The sequence below is a fragment of the Virgibacillus siamensis genome (assembly GCF_039522605.1).
Classification (GTDB): domain Bacteria; phylum Bacillota; class Bacilli; order Bacillales; family Amphibacillaceae; genus Lentibacillus; species Lentibacillus siamensis.
Window position 1 is genome coordinate 32,978 of record NZ_BAAADS010000024.1, and the last position, 14,034, is coordinate 47,011.

Consider the following 14,034-nt stretch of genomic DNA (forward strand, 5'->3'; position numbering starts at 1 on the left):
CTCATCGAATTCTAATCTTTTACACATCGATCTTTCATCTGAAAGGGATAAGATGTACACAGGATGAAAACAGGGAGGCATTTAACATGAAGAAAAAAGTAGGATTTATTTTAAGTATTTTGCTCGGCTTATCCGCACTTGGACTTGGTATGTATCACACAAGCGCTTCACAGGCAGCACCGAAATTGTCAATGGAACAGATTAAAGACCAGATTCAGAAGCAATATCCTGGTAAAATAACCGAATTTGAGCTTGATAAAGAAGGAAAGCGTGCCGTTTATGAGGTAGAAGTTGTTCAGGATGGAAAAGAATACGATATTGTTTTTGATGGAAATACAGGTGATGTCCTCTCCTTGGAAAAACAAAGTGTTAACAAGGCTGATTCAGATGAAAAGGACGATGACCGATTCGATAAAGATGATGACAAAAATGAAAATGATGACGCAGATGATGAAGAATACGACAGGGATGACCGTGACGATAATGTAAAGGAAAAAAACGATGATAAAAAGAACGCATCCAAAGATGACGAACCATCCAAGGAACCCCGAGTCAGCGCCGCAAAAGCACAAAAAATCGCGCTGAAAGAGGTTTCTGGAACGGTCATTAGCAGTGAATTGGATGAAGATGATGACCGATTGATTTATGAAATTGAGGTCCAGTCGGATAAGAAAGAAGCAGAATTTGATATCGATGCATATACGGGTGAAATTATCGTGATGTCAATTGATACGGATGAAAATGATAGTGCTGATGATACAAACAGCAATTCGAATAACCGGGATGATGATCGTGGTGACAGCCATGATGAGGGTAATAATCAAGATGATGCCAGCGATGCCAATAATGAATAGGATCCCATTAAAATAGCAGCCGGGAACCCGGCTGCTATTTTTTTATGGCGTTTAAAATAAAGATTTCCGCACTGATAAGACAATATAAGTAGATAGTGAAACTTTTTCCAAGTTGGATCGTAGGCTGTATAGAGGAAATGGTATGATAATTTAACTTGATTTGTTCTGTGTTGATGATGAATTGGTTTGCTAGTACAGGTTGGGAAGGAGTTATTAAATGAAAGCACGAATAGTCATGATTGCTGTGCTTTTGAGCGTCGTTCTGCTGTTAGTTACGGGCTGTGGTGATGATCACAGAGAAGGACAAAAAGATCAAAGGGCTGATACTTTGGCGGACACAATCAAAGGTACCTGGCAGGGTTCCATTAAATTACCAAAGCAGGATTTACCAATCATTGTTTCATTTGATGTTGGGGAAAAACTGAATGGAACAATTAGCATTCCGGTTCAGGGAGTGAAAGACTACCCACTTTCAAAGGTTACAACGGACAAGACGGATGTTTCATTTCAGGCGAATATTCAAGGGCAGCATATTGCGTTTGACGGTTCGCTAAAGGACGATACAATCGAAGGAACATTCACACAGAATGGCCAGTCGTTTCCCTTTGAATTGAAGAATGCCAAGGATAAACAGGAAGCCAATCAAACGGAAGAAGATGAAGGACAATTTTTAAAGCTGGAAACTGATAAAGGGACATTGTATGCCGAATTGGAGACCCCAAAAAGAGATACCCCTTATCCGGTCATGATTATTATTCCTGGTTCAGGCCCCACGGATCGTAATGGTAATTCAACAGCACTTCCCGGGAAAAACGACAGTTTGAAACGTTTAGCGAAGCAACTGGCCCAACACGGCATAGCCAGTATCCGTTACGATAAACGGGGTGTAGGTAAAAATCAATCCGCAGTAATTCCGGAAGAGAAATTGACGTTCGATCGATTTGTAAACGATGCTGTTGCATGGGCTGGAAAACTGAATAATGACCAACGTTTTTCAAAGGTGGGCATTACCGGACACAGTCAGGGCTCACTCGTTGGCATGCTTGCTGCACAGGAAACGAATGTTGATGCTTTTATCTCTTTGGCAGGTGCAGGTCAACCCATTAATCAGGTAATGTATAATCAATTAAAAGAACAATTGCCTGACAATCTTTTGCAAGAAAGCAAGGACATATTGGATAAACTTAAGGAAGGCGAACATGTTAAGGATGTACCCCAGCAATTACAAAGCGTCTTTCGTCCGTCTGTTCAGTCTTTTCTATCTTCTTGGATGCAATATAATCCTAGTAAAGAGATCCAAAAATTGGAGATCCCAATGCTGATCGTTAATGGAAAGCATGATATTCAGGTGTCGGTCAGTGCGGCGAAAAAACTCCATCAGGCGAACGAAAATTCTAAACTGCTTTTGATTCCCAAAATGAATCATGTACTGAAAAAAGCACCGAAAGATCGCCGGGAAAATATGGACGCTTACAGCGACCCTGATCTTCCATTGGTGGATGGATTAATAAAGGGTATTCTAAGTTTTTTAAAGAATAATGGAGCAGACTAAGGAATGTACATCGTATTAAATAAAGACGTATAGTATGAAAAGGACGAAAAAAGAAAATGGCCGAACAGCTAAAATTGCTGTTCGGCTTAAAATGTTTAGTAACTAACTTATCTCTTTCCACTTTTAGATGGGAAAAGGAATCCTTCCCTTTACCACCCGCGCTCGTATTGTGGTGGTGTGTCCAGGTTTTCGGATTGATGGACATCATGTGCGGCTTGTTTTGGGAAATATGGATCCCGCAGCATTTCTCTTGCCATCAGCACGATATCACATCGTCCGTTGCGGATATGGTCATCAGCTTGCATACCATCTGTGATCAGCCCCACACCTGCAGTTGCAATATCTGCCTTGTGACGGATTTCTTCCGCGAAGGAGACTTGGTAACCCGGTCCCACATTGATTGATGGATTCGGTGTATTTCCCCCGGAACTGCAATCAATCAGGTCTACTCCTTCTTCTTTAAGGAGTTTGGACAGTGCGATGGAATCTTCAATCGTCCAGCCGCCATCTTCCCAGTCTGAGCTGGATATCCGAACAGTAAATGGCAGCTTCTCCGGCCATTCTTCAAGCATCAACCGAACCGTTTCGATTGTAAACCGGATCCGATTTTCAAAACTGCCGCCGTATTCGTCTGTCCGCTGATTGCTTAGCGGTGAATAGAAACTATGTGCTAAATAACCATGGGCTGCATGAAATTCAACCCACTCAAATCCCGCGTCCCGGGCTCTGGCTGTTGCCAGGCGAAATGCCTCCTGTACCTCTTGAATATCTGCTTTAGACATTTCCTTTGGCACGCGGTTGTTCTCGGAAAAAGGAACAGCACTAGGGGCGACAACTTCCCATCCGCCTTGGTCATCCGGGACATTAACGCCAAATTCCTTCTGTTTCCACGGGGCATATGTGGATGCCTTTCTGCCGGCATGCGCCAGTTGAATCCCCGGAACAGCGCCCTGGTCTTTGATAAACTGGGTAATCCTTTTGAAAGCTTCTGTATGGTTGTTTGAATAAATACCCAAATCTTCCGGAGAAATGCGTCCTCTTCGTTCAACAGCTGACGCCTCAGCAATCACCAGCCCTGCACCGCCAACAGCGCGGGAACCAAGATGCACTAGATGCCAGTCATTCGGCAGACCGTCCTCTGAGCTATATTGGCACATTGGGGAGACCCCAATTCGATTACGTAATGTTATATCCTTAATCGTTAATGGAGAAAAAAGATGTGGCATAGATTGTGCCTCCTATATATGAAATTCAATACCATTACCATGTTCAGAATTACCTTAAGTTAAAATATTTGCGTTGTCAATTTAGCTGATTTCTCTAATTCAAAATACTCTCTTAACCGGGAAGTTTTCCACTTCGCCAATTGTACCGATTAAATTTTAAAAACAGGCAGCAAAACTTGTGTTATGATGATTTCATATTAACTATTAGGCAAACGGGAGTAATTTTGGAGGTAATGTACGATGAAATATGAAAAAGCCCTGTTCATTTTCAATGGCAATGAAAATGCAGCTGAAATAAAACAGAATTTGTCTGAAACATTGCCTGTTTTGTCCATGTCCATCAAGGAATTGACTGTGATGCAGACAATGTCGATAGAGGATCTGAAAGGTACATGTGTGGACTACGCACCAAAAGTTGACCTGATTATCATTCTTGGCGGAGATGGTACCGTTCATGAATGTATAAACAGTATTGCTCCCCTGAAAAAACGCCCCGTCATTGCGATTCTTCCCGGGGGGACATGCAATGATTTCAGCCGGATGCTGAATATGCCGCAAAATTTGAGACAGGCCGCTGATGCAATCGTGAATGGTGAAATAACAGGTATTGATATTGGGAATGCTGATAAACGATATTTTCTCAATTTCTGGGGGATTGGTCTTGTTTCGGAAACATCGTTAAATATCGATGAAGCACATAAAAAGAATTTTGGCGTGCTTAGTTATTTTATGAGTACATTAAAAACGGTTAACCAGGCAGAATCGTTTTCTTATAAAATAACGAGCGAGAACGAAACCTATAATGGTGAAGCGGTTATGGTTCTGGTTTTAAATGGAAAGTTTGTCGGAACCAGACAATTTCCTGTTCCTGCTATAAGCCCGTCTGATGGACTGCTGGACGTGCTCATTATTAAAGATTCAACCATTGCATCATTACGTGAATTACTGGCCATGAATCATCCCGATACAGATGCGGATCAGCTTACGGAGGTTGTTCATTTCCAGACTTCATCTGTCTTCATTTCAACAGGTAAGGAAATGAATGTTGATATGGATGGTGAAGTGGATGGTGTCACCCCTGATAGAATCAGTATACTTCCCGGTCACATTCAGATGGTATACCTTCCCGTCACACCATGAGTTACTCAGAAAAAAATGCAGGCACTAAATTGGGACAAATATAAAAAGAGTGTAGTATGTGTGATTTGAATCACAGCACATAAGTTAGGCATCCTGTATTCTGTAAATGGGATGGGCTTCTGTTCTATAGTTAATAAATGGGATATCAATTACCCATCAGGAACAGGCCATGTAAAGTACGCTTCTATTGGAAGCGTACTTTGTTATTTTTTGGAAGCTAAAAAAATTCTAATACTGTCAGCCGGGCACAGCAGTGACTTTTGCCAATAATTTTTGTAACGTTATTGTAATCTTTTTCACATAAACTCGTTTATTTTATTTAATACGTGGGTAAATAATGTGTGAAGTTTAACTATTAATTCACAAACTTCAGGGAGGATATCATCTATGAATGAGAGAAATGTGATTGTGTATGTAAGTGATGACTGTTCCCAATGTGATAAATTGCTGGCACATTTAAATACGCTGAATGTAAATTTTCAAACCAAAAATGTTAGTGAAAATCATGAATATATGGAACAGCTTCAGGAGAAAGGCGTTTTCGGTACACCGGTTACTTTTGTTGATGATCAAATGGTTCTGGGACTGCAAAAAAATAAAATTAATCGGATTTTAAGTGCAGGTAATCAGGGCAGTACCTTTTTTAGTTCTGAATATGGAAGTTATTAGCGTTCCGCACACTTTCTGCAGTTTCAGCATATTTTAATGAAAGAACTTGCAGAAGAGGTGTGTGTAATGGTTAAATCATATTTCAATTACGCGAACCATGAGCGGCCATATATGCAGCAATCGCCATTTAATAAACCGGTTCCCAAACAAAAAGAAACCCCTCAGACACCTTTTGAGTATTTTTCAAAACCGAAACAACCGCTTAACTGGCACCCGGTTAACAAGTCAGGCAGTCAGTTCCACAAAGCAGCTGAAGGAAATGAACTATTCCATTATTTTGAAGAAAAAAAAGAGGACGTTGACCTGGATAAACTGATGTCCACAATCGGCCAGGTTGCCAATACCGTTCAACAGGTTTCCCCGGTTGTTAAACAAATTGGCGCACTCATGAAGCAATTCAAATAATCCGAGTCAGCTGGTGAAAACTTCATTCATCAGCTTTCATTTTGCATGAAGAATGCCGTAAAGGGGTAAATAAAGAGTGAAGGACGACAAAGGAGAATTTGTATGATTGCATGTCTGGTAATTCATGGTTACACAGGTGGTCCATATGAAGTGGATCCGCTTGTACGCTATTTAAAGGAGTATACGGATTGGCATATCGAGGTGCCGACATTGCCGGGCCATGGACGCAAATTAGCGCTGGAAAATGCATCCCACAAAAAATGGCTGGAAACAGCAGAAAATAAACTAAAACAGATGCAGGGTAAATATGAAAAAATTTACATGATCGGCTTTTCAATGGGCGGCATGATTGCTTCGTATCTGGCAGCAAAATACCCGACAGATAAATTAGTGCTTCTTGCTCCGGCAGGTAAGTATTTATCGTTTCGCCAGATGGCTAAGGATGTTAAGGACGCTGTTATGGACGGATTTAAAGGAAGGCTGCGGGAAAACAAACTATACCTGCACTATAAGCAGAAGCTTGGTGAAGTCCCATTCAAAGCAAATATTGAATTCCTAAAACTCGTGCGGTTTACTCGCAGATACTTGAAGGAATTGGATTTGCCTGTATTAATTGCTCAGGGTCAGCAGGATGGAATGGTTCCATATAAGACGGTTTATTATATGGATAAAGAAATCACCTCTGATCAGACGGAAGTGATCTTCTTTGAACGTTCCAGGCATCTAATCTGCCTGGGAGACGACAAAGACACACTTAATACGCTGGTTCATGAATTTCTGCTGAAAAGCCCAGGTTAAAAGCGGGGAGAATGCGTTCATGGCACTCTCCCTGCTTTTGTCTTCCTAATCCTTTAAAAATGAAATCACCAGGCCGCCTTCTCCTGCGTAGGTTGCAATCAACGGACCCATTTCGGTTACGTAGGCATCCTTGAAGGGATATTTTTTGCGAATCTCTTCAAGAACATGTTTGGCTCGATCCTCGGCATTGCAGTGAGTCATGGAGATCACTTTATCTTCAAAGTCTTTCGTATATTCACCTATTTGTTCAATAAATCGCCGGATGGATTTTTTATCACCGCGAACCCGGTCAGCTACCTCAATCGTGCCCTCTTCACTTGCTTTCATCAGCACTTTAATGTTAAGAGTTTTGGCTATTGTGCCTTTGACCTTGTCTAAGCGCCCTCCTTTAATAAGGTTTTCCAGCGTTTTTAGTACAAATAGCGTTGTTGTCTGCTCAACAAGCTGATGGAGGTGTTCCACAAGCTGATTGTAGGTAAAACCCTCTTCTATTTTGACTTTGGCTTCATGCAGCAGAAGACCGATTCCGCATGAAGCAGTTTTTGTGTTGATCACTTCTATTTTTCGATCCGGTTCTTCTTCAAGCAGCATATTTTTAGCAAGTCTTGCATTTTCGTACGTTGCACTTAAGCCTTTTGATAAGCTGAGCATTATAATGGGTTTACTGCTTTCGATTCGTTTATATGCATCATAAAAATCATTAGGACTGGGTGCTGCGGAGCGGGGGAGTTCATCTGTATCTTTTATCTTTTGATGAAACGTTTTTAAATCAATGGTTTCCCCGGCTTTATAATGTTGATCCTTGAAGTGCAGGTAAAGAGGAACCGTAACAATGTCCATTGCCTCTGCAATCCGTTTTGGAATATCGGCTCCCCCGTCCGTCATTAATTGAATAGTCATGACAACTCCCCATTTCATAGTTTATTCTGATATGGAAACTGAATTAATGATGATGCTTTCGTGCAATGGTTACCTTTGATTTCCGGGTTGTGCTCATAATGAACAAAAACAACCCGAAAATAACGATTGTCCCGCCAAGGAACTGTGACCATGATACAACTTCGTCCAATATAAAATAGGCCAGAATTGTAGCACCTATTGGCTCAAACACAATCCCCATCGAAATGGTTGAAGTACTGAGCCATTTCAGTGCCCAGTTGAACAATGAATGCCCAAAAAATGTCGGAATGACGGCCAGTGCGAGAAAAATAAGCCAATGGTTGGCGGAGTAACCAAAAAATTCGTTTTGCAAAACCAAATTATACAGAATGAGTGTCAGGGAACTGATACTATAAACGACAAAGGTGTAGGTCATAAGCGATAATTGTTTTCGAAGCTGCTGCCCAAGCAGGAAATAGGCGGTAACGGTTACGGCGCCCATGAGTGCAAGAAAATCACCAAATAAGGCCAGTCCACTTATACGAAAGTCTCCCCAGCTGATAATAATGCTGCCAAATAAGGCGATAACCATGCTGATTACGGTTCCCGGAGAAAAACGTTCCTGAAATATAAAGTATGTTCCCAGAAAGGCAAAGATAGGCTGCATCGTAACAAGCACAGTGGAGCTTGCCACGGATGTATAATTCAGTGATTCAAACCAGAGAATAAAATGAAATGCCAGAAAGACGCCGGCCAGTATGGAAAGCAGCCAATCTTTTTTTTGAATTAATCGAAATTCATTGCGGTGTTTGACGAAAATATACGGGGCCATAAGGATAACGGCAAATAAAAGGCGATAATTGGCAATAATCGAAGCAGGTGCACCATCAGCCAATTTTACCAAAACTGCTGCTGATGATACGGATATTACACCGATAATAACTGCTATATATGGATTGAACGGAGGCAGGCGCATTGTATTCCTCCTTAACGTTTATATGTAATCTCATACAGTTTAACATTCCTGAATGAAAAAATCATTTAGGAAGTAGTGGAAATCATGAAGGGACATGTGTTATGATAGGTTGACTGTTATTCGCATGTGATTTCTAGGATGAGGCTCTTCCTGAATTGGGTGAAGCCTCATAATTTATAACGTTTGAAAGTATAAGTTAAGGATGACCTTATGGAAAAACTTTGGTACTCGCTATAAAACGGGGCTAGGCCTGAGTTTTTCTGGATTTTATTGGAATAAAAAGGAGTAGAGTTTTAAGGTGACAACATTTAAAGAATTAAATATTTCAGAGCCCATTATGAAGGCTTTGGAAAAAATGGGCTTTGAAGAAGCAACGCCAATTCAGGCGGAGACGATACCACTTGCTCAGCAAGGAAACGATGTAATTGGTCAGGCACAGACAGGGACGGGAAAAACGGCAGCATTTGGAATTCCCATGATCGATAAAATCGATAAAAATCAGAAGAAGATTCAGGGGCTGGTCGTTGCCCCGACAAGAGAACTAGCCATACAGGTTGCTGAAGAACTTAACCGGCTGGCAAGATTCAGGGGTATTCGGGCAATGCCTGTATATGGCGGACAGCATATGGAACGGCAAATACGTGCGCTAAAAGATGGTCCGCAGATTGTCGTGGCAACACCAGGGAGACTGCTTGACCATATGCGCCGGAAGACAATCCGGACTGCCGGTATCCAGACTGCAGTTTTGGATGAAGCTGATGAAATGCTGAATATGGGTTTCATTGACGATATTAAAGAGATTTTAAAAAATATTCCTGAACAAAGGCAGACATTGCTGTTTTCTGCAACAATGCCTAAGGAAATCCGTGATATTGCCACAAATCTGATGGATTCACCAAAAGAAGTGAAAGTGAAAGCGAAAGAAATGACTGTGGAAAATATTGACCAGTATTTCATTGAAGTACCGGAAAAATATAAGTTCGATACGCTTACCAACCATTTGGATATCAATGCACCAGCACTGGCGATTGTATTCAGCCGTACAAAAAAGCGGGTGGATGAGATTGCGGAAGGTCTGCAGATTCGAGGGTTCCGAGCAGAAGGAATTCATGGGGATCTGACACAGGGCAAGCGGATGTCCGTTTTAAATAAATTTAAAAATGGACGTGTGGAAGTGCTCGTTGCAACGGACGTGGCGGCACGCGGATTGGATATTTCAGGCGTAACGCACGTTTATAATTTTGATATCCCACAAGATCCGGAAAGCTATGTGCACCGGATTGGCCGAACAGGAAGGGCCGGGAAAGCCGGTGAAGCCATTTCATTCATCACACCGCGGGAAATGGGCCATCTCAAAATAATTGAACAGGTGACCAAAAGCAAAATGAAGCGGATTATGCCGCCAACCAACAAGGAAGCACAGCGCGGCAAGCAGCAGGCAGCGGTGGACAAGCTGCTACGCACGATTGATAAAAAGGATTTAACTGATTATCAGGAAACAGCAAGCGATCTGCTTCAGGACCATGACTCGATAACAGTCATTTCCGCTGCATTAAAAATGCTGACAAAGGAACGCAAAAATACACCGGTACGCATTTCCTCCGTCCAGCCGATCAGTGTTAAAAAACCACAAGGCGGAAAAGGCAAAAATTACCGGAACAATAACAAAAAGTTTTACGGAAAACGCGGACAGGGAAAACGTGGTGGTCACGGCGGCTATAACCGTAAAGGAAATTACCAAAAACGCAGAAATCACAAAAACAATAAGCATAACAGCTAGTTAAAAGCTCCTTTGGATAAGGAGCTTTTTTGATATTTTTTAAAAGTGCCGTTAAAGCTGCTGCCCGAAGTGTTTCGGGGACCCCGCTGAAGAAAAGCCGGAAGCCGCCGAAGAAAGGCCGGAACCCGCCGAAGAAAGGCCGGAAGCCGCCGAAGAAAAGCCGGAAGCCGCCGAAGAAAAATTCGACTCCCCCGGTCAAAGTGCTACAACATTTATTATTTCGGTTTACGGTTGATAATTGCCCTGCAACGGTTGAAGTCTCTGGTTTGTGTTTGATAATTGGCTAATCCATTGAACAAATGTATGTGTACCCCTGGTGTGGAATGATGTAAAATAAGATTTGACGAGTGTTCCTTTCTTCCGTATAAGAACTATAGATCAAAAAAAGGGGGATTCCAATTGAGACAGCCACCAGTACATACAATCGCAGAAGATGCAATCAAAGCGTGGAAAATCACTGCCGGTATTTTCGTCGCAATTTTATGGTTTGCTGCGATTGCTGCGACGGTACTAACCTTTATTTTCGACTGGCCGGTTTGGATTATCGCAATTGCTATTGTGATAAGTGCAATAAGTACTTATTTTTTTGTATTTTTACTTCCGGTTTTGCGTTGGCGAAGATGGCGGTATGAAGTGTTTGAACAGGAAATCTATATTCAGCACGGTATCCTGATTGTATCACGTACTTTAGTTCCGATGATCCGGGTCCAGCATGTGGATACACAGCAGGGACCTATTTTGAAAAAATACAAGCTGGCCAGTGTTACGATTTCCACCGCAGCTACTACTCATGAAATACCAGCACTGCTGGAAGAGGATGCTTCGGAACTGAGGGATCGTATTTCCGCACTGGCAAGGGTGGATGAAGATGATGTCTGAACAGAAAAGACTCCATCCGGCTGCGGTATTTTTTAACTTTATACGGGTTGTAAAAGAAGCTGCTTTTGCAATCATTTTAGGGTTTATTTCATTTAAAGACAGCGCGTTTATGTATTTTATACTTGGCGCATCCGCTATTCTTATTTTGATGATTCTATTCAGTATTTTATCGTGGTATCGGTACACCTATCGTGTGGAGGATGACGAATTACGGATTGAATATGGTATTTTTGTCAGAAAAAAACGCTATATTTCCAAAAACCGGATTCAGTCGATTGACCTGACGTCCAGTGTGATTCACCGCATTTTTAAACTGACCCGGGTAAATATTGAAACGGCCGGGAGCAGCACGGGTGCAGAAGCGTCATTAAAAGCGGTGAAGCTTTCGGAAGGGGAAGCATTACGCCGTGAATTGAAAACGGTAAGTACTGTTGAACAGGACAATGAACCGGAAGATGCTGAAGAAGATTGGCCATCTTCAACGATTACGTTCAAGCGGCTTTTTATTGCTGGAACCACATCCGGCAGTATTGGGGTTATTCTTGCTATTGCTGCATTTGGGTCCTCGGAACTGGAACAATTCATTCCGGATGATTTTTATGACAGTACATTTGAATGGATAATCGAACTGGGCATTACGATTATGATTGTATTGGGATTAATTGGACTGCTCTTGCTCTGGATTCTCGGAATAGCTGGAACAATGATTAAATACGGCAATTTTACGATCACCAAAATGGAGGATGAACTGTTTATCACACGTGGACTGCTGGAAAAAAAGCAGCTGACCATACCGATGAAGCGGATTCAGGCAGTAGGCATACAAGAAAGTCTGATTCGGCAGCCGCTTGGATATGTAACGGTGTTTGCAGAGATTGCCGGCGGATCCATGGATAAAGGTGAGGATTTTTCATCGATTCTGTTCCCGATTATGAAAGCGGACGAAGTGGAGCCGTTTCTGCAAAAATTTCTGCCTGAATACGCAGGAATAACGAATGACTTGACGCCATTGCCAAAGCGCGCACGCAAGTTCTATTTGCTGCGTTCATCCATTTTATTCCTTATCGTTACAGGGGTAATCGCCTTCGTTCTGCCAACCTTTATATGGCTGCCCCTGATTGTTCTGGCCGGGAGCGCCTATTTGGGCATTCTGCGCCACAAAGATGGCGGTTTTCGTCAAGATGATAAAAAGTTAACAGTGCGCTACCGGTTTTTGAGCAGGAATACAATAACAATGTACCATAAACGTGTCCAGGCTTTTGAGAAAAAGCAGCATCGAGTGCATGTTCATCAAAGACTTGCCAATGTCAGACTGTCGATTATCGGAAAAATGGGCATGGGAAAACATTTCACCGTGAAAGAACTGGAAGAATCCGATGTCAATCAAATAGCCGACTGGTATTCTTACCGGGAGTAGGAACAAAAGCGGAAGCGCCCGTTTAGCGACGTACAAACTGCGCCCTGCCATTTAGTGTGGGTCGGCGTTGCCGCGCAAAGCGGCGGTGTTAGCCGATCCTCCTTAATCCGCAATGAGATTAGATGAACTTGACTTATCGCCAATAATGGCGAAAGTCAAAGTGAATCTTATGCTCGAAAGCGAAAAGGATACACGCCCCTTCATAGGGGTGTGCCGACGTTGGCCGTAAAGGCCGGTTTTAGTCGGCCTTCCTTAAAGTACGAACCGATGTTGACTTTCACCGCAAGGGTATAAGTGCGACTAAGCCACTGGTTTCACCAATCGGCAAGTCTTCTTTATCGTAGTGAGGAAGTGTGAAGTTTGGGACTGCGCTAAATGCTCGTCCCACCAAGTTCACTGCTAGTCGCTGGGCGCTGGAGCCGGACGTGGCTGATTAGGAGCAAGTGAATTATCCTCATTTACAAAATTTTATAATTTCTTATACAATCTAAAAACACACCATGACGGCATTGCTGCCATGGTGTGTTTTTTTACTATATAGTATTGGTAATTCCAACTACCTTTTTTAAAAAATCCTCCCAATTAGCCCAAATAAAATAAGGATGGCGAGAAATGTCCAAAATGCGTATTTATAAACGTTTTTGGGAATTCTGCGCTTTTTCCAGCGGTTTGGATCGAATTGAATGCCGTCATTGTTTTTATATCGTTTGTTTCGCCACGGAGAGAAGGGGCGTACATTCGTCAGCAGGGGTGGTGCTATTGCAAATCCGCCCAAGAATCCAAAAACATGTGCATAAACATTAACTCCGGGCTGGATAAACGTCATTACTGCACCAATAACAAAAATCACCACAATGATTTGGGAGTTGCTCTGGTCAATCAGGTGTTTGCGGAATGCGACCATGAAGATGTAAATTCCGAATAACCCGTAAATGGCACCGGAAGCGCCAACGGAAATGTAAATTGGCGGACCGAGTAAAAAAGTTGCAATGTTGCCCACAATGCCTGCTGCAAAATAGGCCAAAATAAACTTGTATTTTCCTAGCATTTGCTCGAGTGCCGGACCAAACAAAACGAGAGCAAACGAATTGAACAGAGCATGCATAAGTCCCGCATGCAAAAAAATCGGCGTAATCAGACGCCAGTATTGCCCTTGATAGATATAGAAATTGTTCCCGCTTCCCCATGCCTCCAGCTGGACAGCAAATGGGAGTTGCAGGAAATCGCAGATCAGCCAAAGTACGAGATGAATAATGACCAGCGTTGAAACAATCGGATAAAACTGCATGAATTCTTTTATACTTCTTTCCGTGCGGATAAACATTTCCAGCGCTCCCTGTATTATAAATTTTCATATATTATTTTAATAGTATACCATGAATAGTATGATCATTATAATCGTACTAAAATACAATAAGAAACTGCAACAATCCTAACTTTTTCTAACTGAAGGGTGGGT

The 14,034-nt window shown here is 42.2% G+C and carries 14 protein-coding genes; 10 read left to right on the forward strand and 4 right to left on the reverse strand.

Going from position 1 to position 14,034, the window contains the following annotated elements; genetic code table 11:
- The first annotated feature begins 86 nt into the window (after nucleotides 1-86).
- Together ABD010_RS15000 and ABD010_RS15005 are read left to right on the forward strand one after the other, a co-directional pair.
- On the forward strand, nucleotides 87-854 hold the full coding sequence (locus ABD010_RS15000) for a PepSY domain-containing protein (protein WP_343814856.1): 768 nt from the start codon (nucleotides 87-89) through the stop codon (nucleotides 852-854).
- Between the two features lie 217 nt (nucleotides 855-1,071).
- Nucleotides 1,072-2,406 (forward strand): alpha/beta hydrolase family protein, encoded by a 1,335-nt coding sequence (locus tag ABD010_RS15005; protein WP_343814859.1) that lies wholly within the window; start codon nucleotides 1,072-1,074, stop codon nucleotides 2,404-2,406.
- Nucleotides 2,407-2,555: 149 nt separating this feature from the next.
- Here ABD010_RS15005 and ABD010_RS15010 read toward each other — a convergent pair whose 3' ends face one another.
- Nucleotides 2,556-3,632, reverse strand: a complete 1,077-nt coding sequence (locus ABD010_RS15010) for an NADH:flavin oxidoreductase/NADH oxidase (RefSeq protein WP_343814862.1) — start codon at nucleotides 3,630-3,632, stop codon at nucleotides 2,556-2,558.
- A gap of 240 nt (nucleotides 3,633-3,872) precedes the next feature.
- Between ABD010_RS15010 and ABD010_RS15015 the strand changes: the two genes are divergently transcribed.
- From ABD010_RS15015 to ABD010_RS15030, 4 genes are all read left to right on the forward strand, one after another.
- Nucleotides 3,873-4,772, forward strand: a complete 900-nt coding sequence (locus ABD010_RS15015) for a YegS/Rv2252/BmrU family lipid kinase (RefSeq protein ID WP_343814863.1) — start codon at nucleotides 3,873-3,875, stop codon at nucleotides 4,770-4,772.
- Between the two features lie 387 nt (nucleotides 4,773-5,159).
- A complete protein-coding gene (locus ABD010_RS15020; protein ID WP_343814866.1) occupies nucleotides 5,160-5,441 on the forward strand; it encodes a glutaredoxin family protein in 282 nt (93 codons plus the stop codon).
- A gap of 66 nt (nucleotides 5,442-5,507) precedes the next feature.
- The gene (locus ABD010_RS15025) at nucleotides 5,508-5,846 is read left to right on the forward strand and encodes a YppG family protein (RefSeq protein ID WP_343814869.1); all 339 of its coding nucleotides are present in this window, start codon (nucleotides 5,508-5,510) and stop codon (nucleotides 5,844-5,846) included.
- A gap of 102 nt (nucleotides 5,847-5,948) precedes the next feature.
- Nucleotides 5,949-6,644, forward strand: a complete 696-nt coding sequence (locus ABD010_RS15030) for an alpha/beta hydrolase (RefSeq protein ID WP_343814872.1) — start codon at nucleotides 5,949-5,951, stop codon at nucleotides 6,642-6,644.
- 45 nt (nucleotides 6,645-6,689) lie between these two features.
- Here the strand turns inward: ABD010_RS15030 and ABD010_RS15035 are convergent, their stop codons facing one another.
- On the reverse strand, nucleotides 6,690-7,544 hold the full coding sequence (locus ABD010_RS15035; RefSeq protein WP_343814874.1) for a DegV family protein: 855 nt from the start codon (nucleotides 7,542-7,544) through the stop codon (nucleotides 6,690-6,692).
- Nucleotides 7,545-7,587: 43 nt separating this feature from the next.
- On the reverse strand, nucleotides 7,588-8,499 hold the full coding sequence (locus ABD010_RS15040; RefSeq protein WP_343814876.1) for a DMT family transporter: 912 nt from the start codon (nucleotides 8,497-8,499) through the stop codon (nucleotides 7,588-7,590).
- Between the two features lie 298 nt (nucleotides 8,500-8,797).
- Here ABD010_RS15040 and cshA point away from each other — a divergent pair, with 298 nt between their 5' ends.
- The 4 genes from cshA to ABD010_RS15060 all read left to right on the forward strand — a co-directional run bounded on the left by cshA (nucleotide 8,798) and on the right by ABD010_RS15060 (nucleotide 12,575).
- The gene (cshA, locus tag ABD010_RS15045) at nucleotides 8,798-10,279 is read left to right on the forward strand and encodes a degradosome RNA helicase CshA (RefSeq protein ID WP_343814878.1); all 1,482 of its coding nucleotides are present in this window, start codon (nucleotides 8,798-8,800) and stop codon (nucleotides 10,277-10,279) included.
- A 29-nt stretch (nucleotides 10,280-10,308) separates the two neighbouring features.
- Entirely contained in the window at nucleotides 10,309-10,566 is a 258-nt protein-coding gene (locus ABD010_RS15050; protein WP_343814880.1) for a hypothetical protein, read from the forward strand.
- A gap of 112 nt (nucleotides 10,567-10,678) precedes the next feature.
- Nucleotides 10,679-11,158 carry a PH domain-containing protein gene (locus ABD010_RS15055; protein ID WP_343814882.1) on the forward strand — a complete coding sequence of 160 codons (480 nt, stop codon included), beginning with the start codon at nucleotides 10,679-10,681 and terminating at the stop codon, nucleotides 11,156-11,158.
- On the forward strand, nucleotides 11,148-12,575 hold the full coding sequence (locus ABD010_RS15060) for a PH domain-containing protein (RefSeq protein ID WP_343814884.1): 1,428 nt from the start codon (nucleotides 11,148-11,150) through the stop codon (nucleotides 12,573-12,575). The genes ABD010_RS15055 and ABD010_RS15060 overlap by 11 nt, the downstream gene beginning before the upstream one ends.
- Nucleotides 12,576-13,140: 565 nt before the next feature.
- On the opposite strand, the gene ABD010_RS15065 is transcribed toward ABD010_RS15060, so the two are convergent.
- Nucleotides 13,141-13,899 carry a rhomboid family intramembrane serine protease gene (locus ABD010_RS15065; protein WP_343814887.1) on the reverse strand — a complete coding sequence of 253 codons (759 nt, stop codon included), beginning with the start codon at nucleotides 13,897-13,899 and terminating at the stop codon, nucleotides 13,141-13,143.
- Between the last annotated feature and the right edge of the window lie 135 nt (nucleotides 13,900-14,034).

Bases quoted from the DNA above. Each gene is read 5' to 3' on its own strand.
- ABD010_RS15000 (WP_343814856.1), top strand. From the start codon at position 87: ATGAAGAAAAAAGTAGGATTTATTTTAAGTATTTTGCTCGGCTTATCC.
- ABD010_RS15005 (WP_343814859.1), top strand. From the start codon at position 1,072: ATGAAAGCACGAATAGTCATGATTGCTGTGCTTTTGAGCGTCGTTCTG.
- ABD010_RS15010 (WP_343814862.1), bottom strand. From the start codon at position 3,632: ATGCCACATCTTTTTTCTCCATTAACGATTAAGGATATAACATTACGT.
- ABD010_RS15015 (WP_343814863.1), top strand. From the start codon at position 3,873: ATGAAATATGAAAAAGCCCTGTTCATTTTCAATGGCAATGAAAATGCA.
- ABD010_RS15020 (WP_343814866.1), top strand. From the start codon at position 5,160: ATGAATGAGAGAAATGTGATTGTGTATGTAAGTGATGACTGTTCCCAA.
- ABD010_RS15025 (WP_343814869.1), top strand. From the start codon at position 5,508: ATGGTTAAATCATATTTCAATTACGCGAACCATGAGCGGCCATATATG.
- ABD010_RS15030 (WP_343814872.1), top strand. From the start codon at position 5,949: ATGATTGCATGTCTGGTAATTCATGGTTACACAGGTGGTCCATATGAA.
- ABD010_RS15035 (WP_343814874.1), bottom strand. From the start codon at position 7,544: ATGACTATTCAATTAATGACGGACGGGGGAGCCGATATTCCAAAACGG.
- ABD010_RS15040 (WP_343814876.1), bottom strand. From the start codon at position 8,499: ATGCGCCTGCCTCCGTTCAATCCATATATAGCAGTTATTATCGGTGTA.
- ABD010_RS15060 (WP_343814884.1), top strand. From the start codon at position 11,148: ATGATGTCTGAACAGAAAAGACTCCATCCGGCTGCGGTATTTTTTAAC.
- ABD010_RS15065 (WP_343814887.1), bottom strand. From the start codon at position 13,899: ATGTTTATCCGCACGGAAAGAAGTATAAAAGAATTCATGCAGTTTTAT.